Below are 16,876 nucleotides of genomic sequence, written 5' to 3'. Positions count from 1 at the left end.
TGGGCGACGCCAAGAGTAATCCATGCTGTTAAGTGTGGCAAATGGTTTATACTAACAAGTTTTCAGTAGTTTACTGCGGAATACTCTTGCCGTTTGTTTAATTTGGGGTCGGTCATCCGTGAAGATTTGTTTTGTCAGTCTTTCCAGAAAAAGAAAACGTTATTTTACTTTACTGGCCGACAGCGCGCCGAAGGAATGTGAAGCGAGTGTTATTCCGGGGATCAGGCTTGATTTCACTTTACTGAAAAGCCTGTTTCATTTTCCTAAGAGACTTGGCTTTGAAGAGATTCATGCCCGCCGCCAAGTCATTAATTATCCGGCCCTGCATAAGTTCAAACCACTGTCTGCGTTGCTCCGCGCTATAGACGCCTATGTGGAAACCGTTCGGTATTATTATTTCAAAAGTCTTTTCATGCAACAGCAGTGCGATGCTTTGGGTATATGGAACGGTCAGAAACCGCCTTATTCCACGATAGCTAAAGCCGCTATGGATTGCGCTATGCAGATCACCTATTTCGAAAACGGCGGTTTGCCGGATACGACCACGGCGGATAATAAGGGCGTGAATGCCTGGAATAGCCTGCCGAGAAATATCGATTTTTATTTGCAGTATGCTTCGGATAACTCGAAGAGCCCGGTAAGTGAAGAACCGAAGGCAATAGAAAATGCTTCTCAGTCATATATTTTTGTTCCTTTGCAAGTCGAGTCAGATACTCAGGTTGTGTTGCAAACAACATGGGTAAAGAGCAATATTGCTTTGTTGGAAGCGGTTGCCGAGGCTTTTCGCCCCTATATCGAAAAAGGCTGGAAGGTATTGGTTAAAGAGCACCCTAAGGCGAGAACCTCAAGCAAGGATTTTCAGCATAATGGATTTGAGTTCGTCGGCAGCGGCGATGTAGCGACCTATATTAAAGATGCATCAGCGGTAGTGACCATTAACTCAACGGTTGGGCTTGAAGCATTGCAAATGAATAAGAATGTCGTCGTCGTTGGCAATGCGTTGTACGGTATTGAAGGACTGAGTTTCGTTGCCACAAACCCGTTGACATTAAAATCGGCGATTGATTCTGCGGTTACGTTGCCTTTTGATACAGCAGCTAAGGAGGCATTTTTCCGTTTCCTAGATGAAGTTTATTACATTCCAGGCGATTGGCGCCGGTTTGATGAGCTGGAAGAAATACATTTTCGTGCCTTATGGATGCGTATTCTCAAGCAAGATATGATGGCCAAATTGGCAAACGATAAAGCTGAAGGATCAGTTTGATGTTAAAAAGGTTGTTTTACGTTTTATTGGTTCAAATTCAGTGGTTTTTTCGATCTTTGCTTGCAGATCGAGAACATCGTTTTGTGAAGCCAGTGATCATTAACCTGACGTCTTTCCCTCCACGATTCAAGACTTTGCACCTCACGCTTAAGACGCTGCTACTGCAGAGAGTCAAACCGGACGAAGTCGTGCTGTGGTTGTATGCCGAGGATATTGAGCAATTACCGCAATCGGTATTGGTGTTGAAAAAGGACGGCCTGACAATCAAAGCAGTCGAAAAAGATATCCGTTCTTACAAAAAACTGATTCCGGCACTGAATGAATTTCCGGATGCGTTTCATGTTACCGTTGACGATGATGTCTATTACCCTCGGGATCTGTTGCTGGGGTTTGAGCGAGAATATCAGCCTGAGGCAAAAGAAATCCTCTGTTACAGAGCTAATCGAATGACATTTGATGCGGATGGGCGGGTCAAGCCTTATATTGAGTGGGATTTCAATATTGGTGGCGGTTCGGCATCCGATAAGATTTTGTTCACCGGTGTTGGGGGCGTGCTTTACTCGCCTCAGTGTATGGATGAGCGTGTTCTGACGGAAGACTATATGTCTCTTGCACCATATTCCGATGACCTTTGGTTCTACTGGATGATCAGAATCAATGGTTATCAGGTTCGAAAAATAGGTCAGGCTAAGAAATATGTTACCTGGAAAGGAACTCAGGCACAGTCGCTTTGGCGGACCGCGAATAATCTTCAATCCGAAAATCAGAACGATTTGACCATTGAAAGACTGAACCGACGTTTCCCATTACTTTAAAAGACTTAACGGCGTAGTGAAAAGATGATCAATGTAATCAATATCGGCGGTTGGAATGTAGGCAACGGAGCCATTGTCGAATGGCTGGATAGTATTGATCAGGTGGCGCGAATCCAAGGTGAGTTTAATATAACCCGTGCGCCAGGTGGCGTTTTAGATCTGCTTGCGGAACAGGATTCTGAACGAAAAGAGCGGCTGATTAAAGCACTCTCCGCACAGTGTAACAAGGGAATGCTGAGAGGGTTTAAAAGAAAAGTTCGCGGCCTGCTTTTCACGCGAAAAAGGGATTTGGAATATAAAAACCTGTACGAATTCCATCGAGGCCTAAAGACGACTTTGCTTGAGCATCAGGCGCTTTTAAAAAGCGGCGCAGTTTTTGACGAGTTCGATCTGTGGAGAAAGTGGTTGGCTTCACTGGCGGAGCTTTATCCGAGTGATCAGAAAAGGAAGGTGTTGCTCTTTCAAAACCCTTTTTTCTATGATGAAACGTTTGATCTTCATTCCAAGGTTTGGCCGGAACTGTTTAATCCCTACAAATTGATTTTTGTTCATCGGGATCCACTCGACCAATGGTCCGATATCGTGACCAAAAAAGAGCACTTAATGACCAGAAGTACGATTACCGGCTCCCGTCCTTTCAAAGGGACTGAGGAAATGCATCCTGCTGATCGTTTCCTGCATATTGCCAAAAATAACTATCTGGCCCGTTTAAGAATGGCAAAAGAATATACCAGAGATAATCTGATTGTTTTCTCATTCGAGGACTTTATTAACAGCCATGATTTTGTAACGCGTGAGTTGCTGCATTTCTTGGACGTTGAGCAATCGCCGCGTAGACAATCTTCCTTTGATCTATCCGTTTCTCGAAAGAATATCGGAATAGGTAAAAATAATGCCGAAGCTCTGCAGCTTCTGGAAGGCAAAGATTATGTTTTGGAAGAGTTGTATGAGTTACGTGACCAACTTATTAATACGGAACAGTCTATTAAGGCTTTGTAAAATGAGAAAAGGAGTTGTGCAGTGTTAAAAGTTGTTGGGTTTTATACCGATGATCCACTCTATTCTGAGCATGCAAAGCTGTTTAAAGCCTCTTTGGAGCGGTTTGGGATAGAGCCCTATCTGCAAAAATATTCTCAGGATGAATGGCAGAATATCATCGCGCTTAAGCCTTCCTTTATCAAAGGCGTGATGGATGAGTTTGATTGCCCGGTTTTATATGTTGATGTAGACGCCTTTGTTCACGAGGATATCACCCCTTTTTTCTCCGCAATTGAGGAAGATGTTGCTTTTCACCTGTTTAAAGGCGAAGAGTTGTTATCCGGGACATTGTTTTTCAATAACTCCGAGAGAGCAAAGCAACTGATTAATTATTGGTTGAAAGAGCAAAGCGAACACCCGGATGACTGGGATCAGAAGACTCTACAGAGAGCAGTGGAGAGAATGAAAAAAGATGCGGGGCTGAGTATTTATTTGCTCGGTGAGGAATACACGCAAATTTTCGACTCCAGTACCAAAGAGGGGAAGACGGTTATTGAACATCTTCAAGCAAGCCGTGATCGGAGGTTCGAGAAGGTAATTAATCGAAAAAATGTTGTCGAACGCTTTTTTAAACTGATTCCAATCTTCAATGTTTCTTATCGAAAGATTCTCAAGAGACGAAAATATGTCGAGGAATTGGCTAATTCGGTTGGTTTAACCCTTAAATTCGAAAGTTTCAGGTAGGTAATGATTGTGAGCAGAGATGTGGCCAGGTTTGTTACCGTAATTATTCCAACTTACCGCGACTGGGATCGCTTAAAACTCTGTTTTGACGCTTTGCAGAAACAGAGTTATCCGTCCGATTTGTTTGAGGTTATTGCCGTCAATAATGATCCCCAGAACCCTGTTCCGGAATGGAATCTTCCAGAGAACTTCAAGGTTTTGGTTGAATCGAAAGTTGGCTCTTATGCAGCGCGTAATAAAGGCGTTGCGAATGCGCTTGCGACAGACGCGGAATCAGTTCTTGCATTTACCGACTCGGATTGCATACCGAGTGAAAAATGGCTTGAAGCTTCGGTTGAAGCGATTGAAGCGGGCGCGGATCGGGTCGCAGGTAGGGTGGAATTATTCTATCTTGATGATCAAAAGCTGACGGCGGCTGAGAAATATGAAAAAGCCTTTATGTTCGATCAGAAAAAAAGTGCCAAGAGAGGTTTGACGGCTACTGCGAATCTTGTTGTGCGCAGAGGCGCCTTTGATTATGTCGGAGAATTTAACTCAACAATGGTTTCCGGTGGCGATACCGAATGGAGTCGCAGAGCGACCAAGAAAGGCGTTAATATCGTTTATTCCGAGGGCGCTATGGTTAAACATCCGGCGAGAAGTTCATTACAGGCAATTTTCAAGAAAGCGAAGCGGGTTGCCGGCGGTTCGGTGTTCATGAAAGACGGCCGCAGAAGGCTGAAAGTATTTTCTCTTTTCAGAAGTCTGATTCCGCCGGTAATAAAATATATCCGTTTGCTGTTTACACGCAAAGACTTGAGTTTTAACGAAGCCTCGGTTGCCTGTCTGGTTTTGTATTTCTTGAATATCTATAAGGGATACATCAAATTCGGTGTATCGACCGGTTTAATGAAACCGGAGCGAGAGTAATTCTGCCTTCCGAAGAGGTTATTCTCGTCTGAGCAGCTTGTCTACAAGGGTACTCGCCCACCAGCTGTCACTGAAATTTTGTTTCGTCCGGTTTCGATCGTATTTGGTTTCAACCCATTCCATAAAATCCATCGGTTCCTGGTCGATATCTTTCTGATAGGTTGCAAACAGGTGGTCAAGCATACCGGTTTTTGATTGCTTTATATGGCCATATTTTAAGCTGAGCTGTTTTACCGCATCTTCAACCGGTTTGTTCTGAACCATTATCTGGTAAAACGTCGAAACAATTCCTGCGCGGTCTGCACCGGACTTGCAATGAAGTGCGAGCGGATACTCTGCTGTATCGAAGATGTGCTTGAGGTTTCTGATCACGTCCTTGGTCGGCAGATCTCGAGAGTAGATGCCCTGAATATCAATCATCTTAACGCCATATTTTTTGCAGGCCTCAATTTCCAGAGGGTAGGAGCCGTATGGGTTCTTGCCTCTCAGGTTGAGGATGGTTTTGATGCCTTTCTTGGACAGATTGCGGATTTCAGCCGGCGAAGGTTGTGACATGCGCAAGGCTTGATTATCAATCCAGTATTTATTGAAAAATGTCATCGCTCTTAAAAAGCCGTGGTCGGTAAAGTACATACTTAAGTAAGCTTTTATTCTGTTCCCGAGCGTTTTGAGATGGTATTTATGCATCAGTTTTTCCAGTTGCCTTCTAATGTCGTCCAGTAGATTGTGTGTTTTATGCCCGGAAGAAATTTGTATTCGGTCGTGTGAGATTTGTAGGTCAATTTTGTCACATCGATATTTCGTTTCTGCAGCCAGTCGGCAAAGCGGTTTTCTTTGCAGTTTTCAGATTCGCAGACCAGTAGTAGCGTGCCTTTATGGTTAACCATATCGACGTATTTGCTCCCATTGCTGATTGCGGCATCAGGGAAATAGATGCGCAGGTTTCCGGCCAGAACATAGCTGTCGGCAAAGACAACTGCCGGTTCAGTTTCAAGCTGGCTTTTTATGTGAGTCAGTTGTTCGGGGAATGGCAGATTCGGTCGACTGACTTTTTCCGTGTATTGTGCCAGAGGCGTTCGCATTGGCAGCACAAACATCATTACCGCCAAAAAGAAGATACCGATGTTCCTAAAGGTTTTATAGGCGCGATCCGATGGGTTGATCGTCATGGCTAGCAGAATCGGTACAAACGGCAAGAGAGGATGGAACCAGCGGTCTTTAACATGCTGAGCGCCGGAGGCAATGACAAAGATGATGAGAATCAGCCAGACAAAGAAGAATAAAGTCAAAAGCAGGTTTTTATCATCTTTCTCAATCAGGTTTTCCCCCTGATCTTTTTTATTGATCAAAAGGGTTAATGCGAAAAGCCATAACGGGGACAGGAATACCAAGCCGGCCATCAGTGTTGCGCCGAGACTTTGTATCAGTCCCGAGGATTCGCCCATTTGCAGTTTATTGGTGCCGGAGGTGGCTGCCTGCAAGTGGTCGAGCATCCAGAGAGCGTGTGGAAGGAAAACTACAAGGGCGGCCAAAATGCTGACGATCAGGTATTTGTTAAACAGTATTGCTCTGTGCTTGGAAAGCAAAATAGTCAGAATCAGTGCCGAGACAAACAGCACGATATTGTATTTGCTCATCATACCGAGTCCGACGGCAATTCCGAGAAGCAGATAGTTTGTCAGGCTGGCGTCACGGGTGACGCGTAGCGTTTGCCATAGAATAAGCAGTGCCATTAGCCCCGACAGCGAAGAGTGGCTTAAATCACGCTGTGACTCAAAGACATATTGCGGGATCAATGCCATCGCAATGACGGCAACGACAAGCTGCTTGGAGGACAGTTTGAAGAATTCGCCGATCTGCAGAATCGTCCATACCATCAAGGTCAGAATACCTACCTTGATGGCTCCGGTTGCAAACAAGCTTGGGCCGAAAACTTGTGCCACCGGATAGATCAACCAGCTGTATAGCGGCGGTTGCGGGCCATATCCCAGCAGCAAATATTGACTGGCCAGAAGCTGTTCCGCTTGATCGTAATCGGCAGTACCCGAAACCAGGTATTGCGTAATTTGGTTGATTGTGAAAAACAGAAAAGCCAATAGAGTGATTTTGGCTTTTAAGTCCAGTTGATTCTGCATCGGTTCTAGCCTTTATTGAAGAGTGCTATTTGCTTTTATTAAAGTCGCTATCATCCAGATTCTTGGTATCTCTTACCGTGTAATGACGTCTGTCCGCCGAGGAGTAATAGGTTCTGGAGATCATTTCGCCTAAAACACCAGTAAGCAGGAACTGTACGGACATCACCATAAACAGTACTGAGATAGTCAATAGAGGGCGGGTTCCGATATCTTCGCCCATCAGTTTGAGAATAAGAAGGTAAGCCAGCCCGATCGAGCCGATGGCGCCGAATCCCAGACCGATTTGGCCGAAAAAGTGCGCCGGACGGGCGCGGAATTTCATAAAGAAGAAGACCGACAGCAGATCGATCAAAACACGGAAAGTACGGGTAATGCCGTATTTGGATTCGCCGTGCTGTCTCGCATGGTGGGTGACAACTTCTTCTTTGATCTTGGTCGGCAGTGTTTCAGTCGCCATCCACGCTGGAATAAAGCGATGCATTTCGCCATACAGAGCGATATTTTTGATAATTGACGCTCGGTAGACTTTCAGGCTGCAGCCGTAATCGTTCAGAGTGACGCCGGTGATTTTGGCGATCAGCTTGTTCGCGATGCGCGAAGGGATTTTTCTCAGAACCAGAGCGTCCTTTCGGTCTTTACGCCAGCCGGCAACCAGATCCAGGTCTTCGTCGATCAAGCGTTGAACCATTCTTGGAATGTCTTTAGGGTCGTTTTGCAGATCGCCGTCCAGCGTGGCGATAATCTCGCCCGATGCGGCATCGATACCGGCCTGCATGGCGGCGGTCTGACCGTAGTTGCGTTGCAGGTTGATTACCTTGATGCGATCGCCGATCTTCTCAGCCTGTTCCGCCAGATAGTTTGCGGTTCGATCGACACTGCCGTCATTGGCAACAATCAACTCCCAGTCGTTAGGATAGTCGCTCATGGCGGCGGTAACGGCTTCAATCATAGGTTCAACATTGTCTTCCTCGTTATACATCGGGATTACAATCGAAAGTTTATGTTCCATCATGGCGGAGTCCTTAAAGTTTAATCAGGGCCCATTTTAAGACAAATGGGCGTGTTTTATCTAAATCAAAGTATTGGGTCGAGGTATTCAATTGCTCGTGCCATTTTATGGGCTTTTCAAAGTAACCATCGACATAGTTTCGGAAAGCATCCGAGCAAGAGGTTGTGCACACAATTAACACCCGTTGCGATCCTTTGATGTGTGAAGGGGTGCGATGGCTTAAGTAAGTCACTGTTTTGCTGGATTGAAAGTATTCTTTAAGGTTGCCGGCTGTAAATTTTGTATCGGCAATGACCAGATCCGGCGCTGTGATGCCCCAGCTGGAAAAGTGCGCTTTATAGGGGTACACCGAACGATCGTATTTTAACTCAATGTGTTGGCTGATAATTGTTCTGCCCGGTAACAGTAAGGCCGCAACGACAATGAAGAAAATGCCTATTCCGATAAACGACTTATTGAATCGTTTCTGCGAAAAATGCGCGATGATTAAAGGGACAAAGAACAGTAACGGCATATACCAGCGGTCATTGAACTCCGATGCGCTCGTGCCAATAACGAAGGCCAGCACAATAATAACGATCATCAGCAAGAGGATAAGCAAAAAGCGGCTTTCGGTCGTTAATTTCGCTTTATAGGTTTTCAAGTGATAAGGGAGTATCAGTAGGGCCAGTATCCAGAGCGGATTTAGAAAATGCTGGAAAAGATAGGCTGCCTGATATACGCCGTCGAAAACACTGCTGCCCATGTCCAGTTTTGATGCGCTTTTAGTGGCGAACTCCAGATTTTGCAATACCCATAATAGATGCGGCGCTATGATCAGGAGAGAGATAAAGATAGCGACAATCAGGTTGCGGTTCAAGATAACTTGGCGCGATTCCCTGTGCATTAGCAGGGCAAGTACGGATGCCGTAATTAACAGGATAAGGTTGTACTTCGAGATAAGACCAAGGCCGGATAAAAGACCGATCATGACGTAACTTTGAAGCGATGAAGGATTGTGCATCGCTTTTAGGACCCAAAAAAGTAACCAGGCAGCAATGACCGATGCTAAAACCGAGTGGGACAGATCTCTTTGCGACTCCCACAGAAAAAACGGGATCATTAATACGCCGATGACGGCAATAACCTGTTTCCTGTCGTCAAATCCTAACTGTTCGCCTGTTTTGAGCAAAGCCAGAATAAAGAGGCTGAATAGCGTCGCTTTCATTAGCAGCAGAACAATCAGCTTTTCTCCGAAAACCTGGAATAAAGCAAACGCGATCCATGAATAGAGCGGGGGCTGGGGCCCGTAGCCTAATAAAAAGTCTTGGGCAAAAAGTAACTGTTCGGCCTGATCTTTGTCAGCGACGCCGGAAATTAAATATTGTGTGACGGCGTTGAACGAGAAATAAATCAGACTGAGTAAAAACAGTTTGCTTGTAGTGTCCGAACCGAAATTATTTTTGAGCGTTTTCATTTTTCTTGCTAGGGAATATTAGATAAACCAATGCAGCGGCTAACAAGCTGCTACCGAATAATATGAGATGCAAGTTGACGGCGGCAACCAGTAAATCATCAAGCTGGGTAAAGCCGTCGCCGAAACCGATGATAACGCCTGCTTCATAGGACCCCATTCCTGCAACACCGTGAATGGGCAGGACGCTACTGAATTCACCGCCAATGACTCCCATTAAAAGCTGCTGTATGGGGAGTTGGATAAACCAGCTCAAAACCCAGGCTAAAACGGCAATTTTGATGAGCCAGTTGAAGACTGTCCAGAAAAGCCCCCAGCCAATATGGCGGATACTGTCCGGGAGTCCGGCAAAAATTTTAATCAGTATCGGAGGAAGGTCTTGTCGCTTTCTCAGCCAGTGATGGTACACCCAAAAAAGCATAAACGGTGCACTTAGCCCGGCGATGGCGAACGCTATAATCCAACCGATGGAAAGCCAGATGGATCCGAGGGTCAGTAATGCAATCAGAAGCAGGACTTGTAAATCCATCAGGCGCATCCAGAGTAACGCCGGGACAGAAGTAGATACCGGCATTCCGAAATTCGTTTTCATCAGTAGTGGAAAAGACGCTTCACCGGAACGCATCGGGAGAAGGTTGTTCCAGAAATTGTGCAGAACCATCAGGCGGGCGGAAATCAGGAAATCTCTAATGCCGTGCATATAAAAGTGCTGGTAAATGCGCGTCGCTCTAATCGCATAGCTGGAAATCAGCAGAGAGAGCGCCAGCAGAGCATCGAATGCGGAAAGAGAGGCCCAGGGCGCAACAAGTTTTGACCAGCCTAAAAAGTAATCGATTGCCCAGATGAGTCCTGCGGAGACCAGAAGGCTAAGACTGAGTAGTAGTGTTTTTTTTGTTGTCATTTTAGCGAGTCACATCGTGTGGCGATAACGAACTGAATGTGAAATTGCATCACGAGGTTGTTTTCATTTAACTGAGTTACTTAAATGTTGTTGTGCAGAAAATGCTGAATCTGCTTGCCCAGCGTTTCGGCCTGATCCGGGTTTGAAGTCAACGGCTCATGACACCAGATAGGATCCGGCCAGGCTTCATCCTCTTCAGAGCGGAATACCAGGTGCAAGTGCAGCCATTTATTTTTATTGCCGATTTTAGCGATATTATAGTGGCCGTAACCTTGCTCCTGCAGAGCCGCTGCAAGTTTATGCAGCTGAGGATATAGGTTTAATACAACATCGTTGTTATCCAAGCAGCCTTTGGGGATGAACAGAATCCAGGGAATGGTCGTTTCTTTTACCAAAATCGAGTAGAAGGGGCGTTCCGCAATGTGTTTGGCCTGAAAAAGGTTTTCAAGATTTTCCGGACTGTGATCATCCACGATCTGGTCTAAATTCATATATTCGTCTCTGGTTGCCTGTGCAATGGTGAATAAGTCGTGTGCAATTCGCCCATTTTACAAAATGTCACGGTAGAATGAGTTACTAAAATTCACTAGACCCTTAATTAATCTGTATGAACTCGAAAACGGTATTTTTAGCGTCGTCTTCGCCGCGGCGCCAGGAGCTGCTTGCACAGATGGGCGTTGCATTCTCGGTACTGGACGCCCCGATTGATGAAACTCCGTTTGAGACAGAAGATGCTGCGCAGTTTGTCACGCGCATGGCACGAGAAAAAGTGCAGAAAGGTGCCCAACAGCTTAGGAATGATGCTTTCTGGGTTATCGCGGGGGATACGGCTATCGTGATGGATGGAGAAATCATCGGCAAGCCTGAAGATCCTTCTGATGCCCAGCGAATGCTGAGGGCATTGTCGGGCAGGACTCATCAAGTATATTCTTCGGTGGCAGTGTGGCATAAAGGCGTGTTGGAAGTGGAGCTCAATATTACCGATGTAGTTTTTTCCGAGCTCGCAGATATCGAAATTAAAGATTATGTCGCTAGCGGCGAGCCTCTGGATAAAGCCGGGGCTTACGCGATACAGGGTGAGGCGGCGAAATGGATTGCGGCGATTAATGGCAGCTACTATGGAGTCATGGGGTTGCCGATTTACGAGCTGAACCGAATTTTACAGAAAATGGGATTTTACGATCCCGTATAAATCATCACGCTACAAAATTTAGATAACTGACTAACCGATTAAAGGCCAGATTCATGCATAACGAAGAAAAAATTCTTGTCAATGTCACTCCAAACGAAACCCGAGTTGCCTGGGTGGAGAATGGTGTGCTGCAAGAGGTCTGGGTTGAGCGTTCCAACAAGCGCGGTCTGGTCGGCAATATCTATATGGGTAAGGTAGACCGTGTTTTGCCGGGCATGCAGGCCGCCTTTGTAAATATCGGGCTTGAGCGAGCGGCTTTTTTACATGTGTCGGATGTCTGTCATAAAGCCATCGGGTCGGATGATGAGCAGTGTGACGATATCGCCAAGTTACTACGTTGCGGTCAGAAAATCATGGTGCAGGTGGTCAAAGATCCTTTAGGGACTAAAGGGGCGCGCGTGACCATGCAGGTAACGATTCCGTCGCGCATGCTGGTCTATATGCCGACCGAAAAAACCTTGGGGGTGTCGCAAAAAATCGATTCCAACGAAGAACGTGAACGTTTAAGAGAAATGGTTAAGCAGATACCCGAATATTCCGATGCCGAAGGGGGGTATATTGTCAGAACGGTTGCCGAAGGGGTTGATTTCCATGAAATGCGTGCCGATATGATCTATCTTCAACGATTATGGTCAGGCATTCAGGAAAAGGCGCGAACCTCGCGCAAGCCGGCGGTGATTTATGAGGATCTGCCGCTGTACCTGCGAATTCTCAGGGATATTCCGATCGAGCGGATCGAGAAGATTCGCGTAGACTCTACCGAAACCTATAAAAAGATGCAGCACTTTGTCGATCAGTATGTCATGGAGCTGGCGGATCGTCTCGGACTGTATCAGGGAGAGCGGCCGATTTTCGATCTATACAATATCGAAGAAGAGATTCAGGCGGCCTTGCATAAGCGTGTCAACCTCAAGTCCGGCGGTTATCTGATTATCGATCAGACGGAAGCGATGACGACGATTGACGTCAATACCGGGGCTTTTGTCGGCCACCGTAACCTTGAAGAAACCATTTATCGTACGAATCTGGAAGCAACTCAGGCAATTGCCCGTCAACTGCGCTTGCGTAATCTGGGCGGAATCATTATTCTCGACTTTATCGACATGGAAGATAAAACGCATCAGGATCATGTGTTATCCGCTCTGGATAAAGAACTCAGCCGAGATCGGGTGAAGACCTCGATCAGTAGTATCTCCAGTTTGGGATTAGTTGAGATGACGCGTAAGCGAACCCGAGAGAGTCTGGAACGTACTTTGTGTGAAGCTTGTCCAGTCTGTAGTGGACGCGGTTCGGTGAAAACGGCGGAGACCGTTGCTTATGAAATATTCCGCGAAATTACCCGTATGGCACGTTCTTTTGAAGCCAAACAATATCGGGTTATTGCCGCTGAATCGGTGGTTTCGCGAATTATGGACGAGGAATCGAGCAGCGTTGCCGAGTTGGAAGCGTTTTTGGATAAGAGTATCCGCTTTCAGGCCGAGAGTGCCTATACGGCAGAACAATATGATGTGGTGATGATCTAGAATTTAACGTATTTCGAATTTAACGTATTTCGGATTTGGTGGGCGAATGTTAATTAAAAGGACGCATCTGTTTTTGGAAGTCATGCTGGGCCTGTTTGTCGCCTACTTGCTGATTATGCGTCTGTTTATTATCGGTTTGCAGTCCTATCCGCAACAAAGTCTTTCCTTCTTCAAAAACATAACCGGCTGGCAGGTTGAGCTTTCGACAATCGAGTTGGAGCAGACCTGGCTTGGTGCTAGGTTCAATCTTCAGGGAGTCAGTCTATCGAACCAACAGTTTGACCTCCAGGCCGATAAAATCGTCGGCGACATCAATATTTTTGCTCCTATGATTCCCGTTCTGAGCTTCGGGGACTCCCTTCGATTCGAACAGCTCAGTGTTCGAAATCTTCAGCCTCAAGATGAACCGGTTGTCGCCAATGTGCCGGATATTGCCGAGCTGTCGTCAGCCTATCAGGGGGCGATGGACTTTTTACGCTCGCAAAAATTTACCAAACGGATGTGGCAGAAGGTTTCCGTCGATTCTTTGATTATGAACGGCTTTTTGAATTCCGCGACGAGTGTGATTCAAATTGATAGGCTGGATCTGGTTAAGGCGAGTCAAATCAACCTCGTCGCTGAGTTTTCCGTTCGTTATAAAGAAGCGTTGAATTTCGAGCGTTTCAGTACGAACCTGGCTTTTACGCCGAACTCATGGGGGGGCTTGAGTCACGGTTCCGTTCGCGTTATTTCTTATCAGCCCTTAAGCGTAAAGCGTCTGGCTGCGTTGCTGCCTTCAAAGTGGGTCGAAGTGCTTCCTAAGGGCGAAGTACTTCTTGATTGGCAAACAGATTTCAAAGATTCCAAAGTGAGCCACTCGGTCGTGCATTTGAATGCTCAGGCGCTCGATTGGCGGGAAAACAACGAGGTCTTGCCGAAAAGTGTCGGCTTGGAGCTGAGTTGGAACCCGGCGTTGGATCAAGTGCTGGGAAAAAACTTGGCAAATTTTCATTTGACCAAGGTGCAGTTGGATAATCAGTTTGTCGAAACCTTGTCTCCGATTAAGTTGACGGTCGCCAATGAAAAGGAATTGGTGCTAAGCGCGGAAAAATTCGATATTCAGCCGTTTAAAGAGATGTTGCGGGTATTTGTTGAAACCCGTTACTTGAGCGACCTGTTAAGTAAAGCGGTTGAGTTGCAGGTTTCGGATTTTGCATTACGGCTGAACTGGCGGACACTGGATGTGCCTATGTTGAAAATGCATCTCGCCAGGCTTGGTATTCCGTTAACGGAGTTTCCCGGTGTTGCCGCTCAGGATGTTACGCTAGTCAAATTCGATAAGCAGTTCAGGTTGGAAACAACAGAACCCGTCTGGGTGTTGGAGCCTAAGATCTACCCGCTTCCGATGCGAGTCAGTCTGCCGCCCGCAGTCCAGTCGCACTATGTCGATCAGCAGTATGACTTTGATCCTTTTGATTTTCAGCTTAACGACTTCGATCTTAAACTGGAACGCTTCCGTTATCAGCAAGGGGAGTGGGATATCGAGGCTTCGCTGACCGTCGATGAGGCCGAGCAGATTTTGCCCTACCTTCCGCATAAGTTGATGGGGGCGTCGCTGAATAAATGGCTCGAAGATGCGGATATTAAAGGTGGGAAAACTGCCGTCAAGGTGGTTTATCAATCTTCGCCGCAAGAGGTCGATTCTGCTGGGCAGACGCCTTTGGCAGAGTATTTGAAAGGGTTGCGTTTGCATGGTGTGATCGAAAATGCACAATTTGAATTTAATTCGAAATGGCCGGCTGTCGCCAACACCGATCTGACATTTGAATTCAAAGATAACCGTATCGCTTTTGAAAGCAAGGCGGTTGGTTTTGCCGGCGTTTCCGCACCAATCAAGGCCAAAGCAGTTATTAGCGATGTCACTGAAGACGATATCGGTTTGCAGGTTTCCGGAACCGTTTCGACTTCTCTGACAGAAATGGCTGCGTTTGCCAAGAAAACGCCTTTGCCCGAGAAGCTAGGGTTGCAAAGTTATCTGCAGCAGCCGGAGAAGCTGCAAGGGGCAGCGGCACTTGAATTAAAAAGGATCTGGATACCTCTTTTTGGACATGGGCGAAAGGATGAACAGGTTAGTGGTCGTTTGCATTTAAAAAACGCGCGACTTGATCTTCCCGATCTTCCTGAGTTGCAGAGGGTTAGAGGGACACTGGAGTTTAGCGAAAAGGCGTTGAGCGCAAAAAATGTCAAGCTCACTGTGTATGAAAGTCCGGCCGTATTGGGAATTGAAACGGATCAGAAGCGTAAGCAGCTGGTTTTCGATTTGGCGGGTGAAAGCCAGTACCGGAGCGAACCTTATTTTTCTAAACCGATCCCATATCAGTTGCGTTTTTCCGTGCCGACCGACGAATCTGGGCGGCCGGTTCAATTCAGCGGAAATGTGTTTGTAAACCAGGCCGAAAGCAAAATGCCGCAACCGTTTTCCACTAAGGATATTATTCGACCCTTGGAGTTGACGGGGCAAATTGACGATCAGTTGCTGTCTGCCAATCTTATCTCTCGGGATATTGTGCAAGCGGATTTTATCTGGAGCTTGGATAAAGAGAAGTTTCTTAAGCTACAGGGGTATGTCGGCGATATGGTTGACGCTCAGCGTGACTGGGGAGGTCGGGATTCATTTGTTCGTGGACAACTGAAGAGTTTGGATGCCTTTGCTTGGTGGCGTTTGTGGGAAGGAATTCCGGATTCAGGGCAAGAGAAGAATCCGCTTGACGAGATTGAATGGCAGAATACGGAGTTTTTTGTTAAAGCACTTAATTATAAAGAGCAGCAGTTTAATAATGCCCGAGTTGTCGTTCAGAGTCTGGATGCTAATTTAGATAAGATTACCTTGCAGAGCGATGAGGTTGATGCTGCAGTTTTGATTCCTGAAGAGGGGGTAATTGAAGTTACCGCGGATAAACTGTATTTAAAGTCGAAGTCCGAAAATGCCTTTGCACAAGGCAGTAGCGATATCTGTCCGCTCGAAACAAGTGATGTTGATTATCCTGAGTTGAAGTTCAATGCGCGCAATGTGCATTTTGGTGAATATTTATTTGACCAGCTCGGTTTTGATGTTGTGCCGATAGCAGAGGGATATGAGGCTAAGAATCTGCAGGCACAAATGCATAATAATGCCGGGCAGATTAGTGGTAATTACCGGTTTGACCAGGTTAAGAATCTGAGTGCTGCACGATTGAATCTGCAGTCCAAGAATATCGTCGAACTTTTAAAGACTCTCGGAATTAGTCAGGGGATAAAGGCCAAAGAGGCTTGGTTGCATTCCGAAGTATCATGGTTTGGCGGGGTTGATTGTTTTTCGATTAAGGATCTGTTCGGAAAAATGGATTTTAGATTGGAAGATGGAGTGGTAAAAGATGTTGAGCCCGGGTTTGCGCGTTTATTAGGGTTGCTGAGTGTAGATTCTCTGGCCAGGCGCTTGCGACTGCAGTTGGATGATGTGACGAATAAAGGACTGGTCTTTGATGATATTAAAGGTCAGGGGTTGCTTAATGAAAGTCGACTTCAGCTGCAATCTTTTAAATTGAGTGCCCCGGCCGCTAAAGTAGATATGCAGGGTGATATCCTGCTGGATGAAGAAAGATTTGATCTTCGAGCGAATGTTACGCCTTCGGTTGGCTCGTCACTGCCGACAATCGCCGCGCTTGCCGGAATGGCAAATCCGATCACCGCTTTAGCAGTCTATACATTAATGAAAGTAATTCCGGATATTAACGAAAACCTGATTACTTATGAATATGAGATTTCGGGGCCATGGAAAGAGCCTCGAATCGAACTGAAAGAAAAGGCGTCAAAAAAATAGCCTAGTCCAGTCCACTTTAAAGTAAGAAGCCGCTTATCGTTAAGCGGCTTTTTTTGTTTTTGGGGTTTGGAAAGAGAGAAGTTAAGGGTCAAAACAGGTGTAAATGTGGATAAGT

At 46.2% G+C, this 16,876-nt stretch carries 14 protein-coding genes; 8 read left to right on the top strand and 6 right to left on the bottom strand.

What is annotated here, in order from left to right; all coding sequences use genetic code 11:
• Nucleotides 1-118 precede the first annotated feature (118 nt).
• The 5 genes from J3999_RS04380 to J3999_RS04360 all read left to right on the top strand — a co-directional run bounded on the left by J3999_RS04380 (nucleotide 119) and on the right by J3999_RS04360 (nucleotide 4,710).
• A complete protein-coding gene (locus tag J3999_RS04380; RefSeq protein WP_208126758.1) occupies nucleotides 119-1,264 on the top strand; it encodes a hypothetical protein in 1,146 nt (381 codons plus the stop codon).
• 83 nt (nucleotides 1,265-1,347) lie between these two features.
• On the top strand, nucleotides 1,348-2,079 hold the full coding sequence (locus tag J3999_RS04375) for a hypothetical protein (protein WP_208126757.1): 732 nt from the start codon (nucleotides 1,348-1,350) through the stop codon (nucleotides 2,077-2,079).
• Between the two features lie 24 nt (nucleotides 2,080-2,103).
• Nucleotides 2,104-3,078 (top strand): hypothetical protein, encoded by a 975-nt coding sequence (locus J3999_RS04370; protein ID WP_208126756.1) that lies wholly within the window; start codon nucleotides 2,104-2,106, stop codon nucleotides 3,076-3,078.
• A gap of 21 nt (nucleotides 3,079-3,099) precedes the next feature.
• On the top strand, nucleotides 3,100-3,801 hold the full coding sequence (locus J3999_RS04365; RefSeq protein ID WP_208126755.1) for a putative nucleotide-diphospho-sugar transferase: 702 nt from the start codon (nucleotides 3,100-3,102) through the stop codon (nucleotides 3,799-3,801).
• A gap of 9 nt (nucleotides 3,802-3,810) precedes the next feature.
• On the top strand, nucleotides 3,811-4,710 hold the full coding sequence (locus tag J3999_RS04360) for a glycosyltransferase (RefSeq protein WP_208126754.1): 900 nt from the start codon (nucleotides 3,811-3,813) through the stop codon (nucleotides 4,708-4,710).
• Nucleotides 4,711-4,728: 18 nt separating this feature from the next.
• Here J3999_RS04360 and J3999_RS04355 read toward each other — a convergent pair whose 3' ends face one another.
• The 6 genes from J3999_RS04355 to J3999_RS04330 all read right to left on the bottom strand — a co-directional run bounded on the left by J3999_RS04355 (nucleotide 4,729) and on the right by J3999_RS04330 (nucleotide 10,699).
• Complete coding sequence (locus tag J3999_RS04355) at nucleotides 4,729-5,343, bottom strand: protein-tyrosine-phosphatase (RefSeq protein ID WP_208126753.1); 615 nt, start codon at nucleotides 5,341-5,343, stop codon at nucleotides 4,729-4,731.
• Between the two features lie 53 nt (nucleotides 5,344-5,396).
• On the bottom strand, nucleotides 5,397-6,845 hold the full coding sequence (locus tag J3999_RS04350) for a glycosyltransferase family 39 protein (protein ID WP_208126752.1): 1,449 nt from the start codon (nucleotides 6,843-6,845) through the stop codon (nucleotides 5,397-5,399).
• Between the two features lie 25 nt (nucleotides 6,846-6,870).
• Nucleotides 6,871-7,857 carry a glycosyltransferase family 2 protein gene (locus J3999_RS04345; protein ID WP_208126751.1) on the bottom strand — a complete coding sequence of 329 codons (987 nt, stop codon included), beginning with the start codon at nucleotides 7,855-7,857 and terminating at the stop codon, nucleotides 6,871-6,873.
• A gap of 10 nt (nucleotides 7,858-7,867) precedes the next feature.
• Complete coding sequence (locus J3999_RS04340) at nucleotides 7,868-9,310, bottom strand: glycosyltransferase family 39 protein (protein ID WP_208126750.1); 1,443 nt, start codon at nucleotides 9,308-9,310, stop codon at nucleotides 7,868-7,870.
• Nucleotides 9,291-10,208, bottom strand: a complete 918-nt coding sequence (locus tag J3999_RS04335) for a lysylphosphatidylglycerol synthase domain-containing protein (protein WP_208126749.1) — start codon at nucleotides 10,206-10,208, stop codon at nucleotides 9,291-9,293. The genes J3999_RS04340 and J3999_RS04335 overlap by 20 nt, the downstream gene beginning before the upstream one ends.
• A gap of 80 nt (nucleotides 10,209-10,288) precedes the next feature.
• Complete coding sequence (locus tag J3999_RS04330) at nucleotides 10,289-10,699, bottom strand: hypothetical protein (RefSeq protein ID WP_208126748.1); 411 nt, start codon at nucleotides 10,697-10,699, stop codon at nucleotides 10,289-10,291.
• A 116-nt stretch (nucleotides 10,700-10,815) separates the two neighbouring features.
• Here J3999_RS04330 and J3999_RS04325 point away from each other — a divergent pair, with 116 nt between their 5' ends.
• Genes J3999_RS04325 through J3999_RS04315 form a run of 3 tightly spaced genes read left to right on the top strand, consistent with a single transcriptional unit; the run spans nucleotide 10,816 to nucleotide 16,761 of the window.
• Nucleotides 10,816-11,400: a nucleoside triphosphate pyrophosphatase gene (locus tag J3999_RS04325; RefSeq protein ID WP_208126747.1), complete on the top strand. Its 585-nt coding sequence runs from the start codon at nucleotides 10,816-10,818 to the stop codon at nucleotides 11,398-11,400.
• 53 nt (nucleotides 11,401-11,453) lie between these two features.
• The gene (gene rng / locus J3999_RS04320) at nucleotides 11,454-12,923 is read left to right on the top strand and encodes a ribonuclease G (protein WP_208126746.1); all 1,470 of its coding nucleotides are present in this window, start codon (nucleotides 11,454-11,456) and stop codon (nucleotides 12,921-12,923) included.
• A 46-nt stretch (nucleotides 12,924-12,969) separates the two neighbouring features.
• Nucleotides 12,970-16,761, top strand: a complete 3,792-nt coding sequence (locus J3999_RS04315) for a YhdP family protein (protein ID WP_208126745.1) — start codon at nucleotides 12,970-12,972, stop codon at nucleotides 16,759-16,761.
• The last annotated feature ends 115 nt before the right edge of the window (nucleotides 16,762-16,876 follow it).

It is taken from the genome of Thiomicrorhabdus sp. 6S3-12 (assembly GCF_017571475.1).
Taxonomy (GTDB): Bacteria; Pseudomonadota; Gammaproteobacteria; order Thiomicrospirales; family Thiomicrospiraceae; genus Thiomicrorhabdus.
The sequence above is the reverse complement of the archived record's forward strand: the minus strand, read 5'-3'. Positions and strand labels throughout refer to the sequence as shown.

Coding starts and splice junctions, on each gene's coding strand:
- J3999_RS04315 (WP_208126745.1), top strand. CDS start 12,970: ATGTTAATTAAAAGGACGCATCTGTTTTTGGAAGTCATGCTGGGCCTG.
- J3999_RS04370 (WP_208126756.1), top strand. CDS start 2,104: ATGATCAATGTAATCAATATCGGCGGTTGGAATGTAGGCAACGGAGCC.
- J3999_RS04355 (WP_208126753.1), bottom strand. CDS start 5,343: ATGTACTTTACCGACCACGGCTTTTTAAGAGCGATGACATTTTTCAAT.
- J3999_RS04335 (WP_208126749.1), bottom strand. CDS start 10,208: ATGACAACAAAAAAAACACTACTACTCAGTCTTAGCCTTCTGGTCTCC.
- J3999_RS04330 (WP_208126748.1), bottom strand. CDS start 10,699: ATGAATTTAGACCAGATCGTGGATGATCACAGTCCGGAAAATCTTGAA.
- J3999_RS04340 (WP_208126750.1), bottom strand. CDS start 9,310: ATGAAAACGCTCAAAAATAATTTCGGTTCGGACACTACAAGCAAACTG.
- J3999_RS04345 (WP_208126751.1), bottom strand. CDS start 7,857: ATGATGGAACATAAACTTTCGATTGTAATCCCGATGTATAACGAGGAA.
- rng (WP_208126746.1), top strand. CDS start 11,454: ATGCATAACGAAGAAAAAATTCTTGTCAATGTCACTCCAAACGAAACC.
- J3999_RS04350 (WP_208126752.1), bottom strand. CDS start 6,845: ATGCAGAATCAACTGGACTTAAAAGCCAAAATCACTCTATTGGCTTTT.
- J3999_RS04325 (WP_208126747.1), top strand. CDS start 10,816: ATGAACTCGAAAACGGTATTTTTAGCGTCGTCTTCGCCGCGGCGCCAG.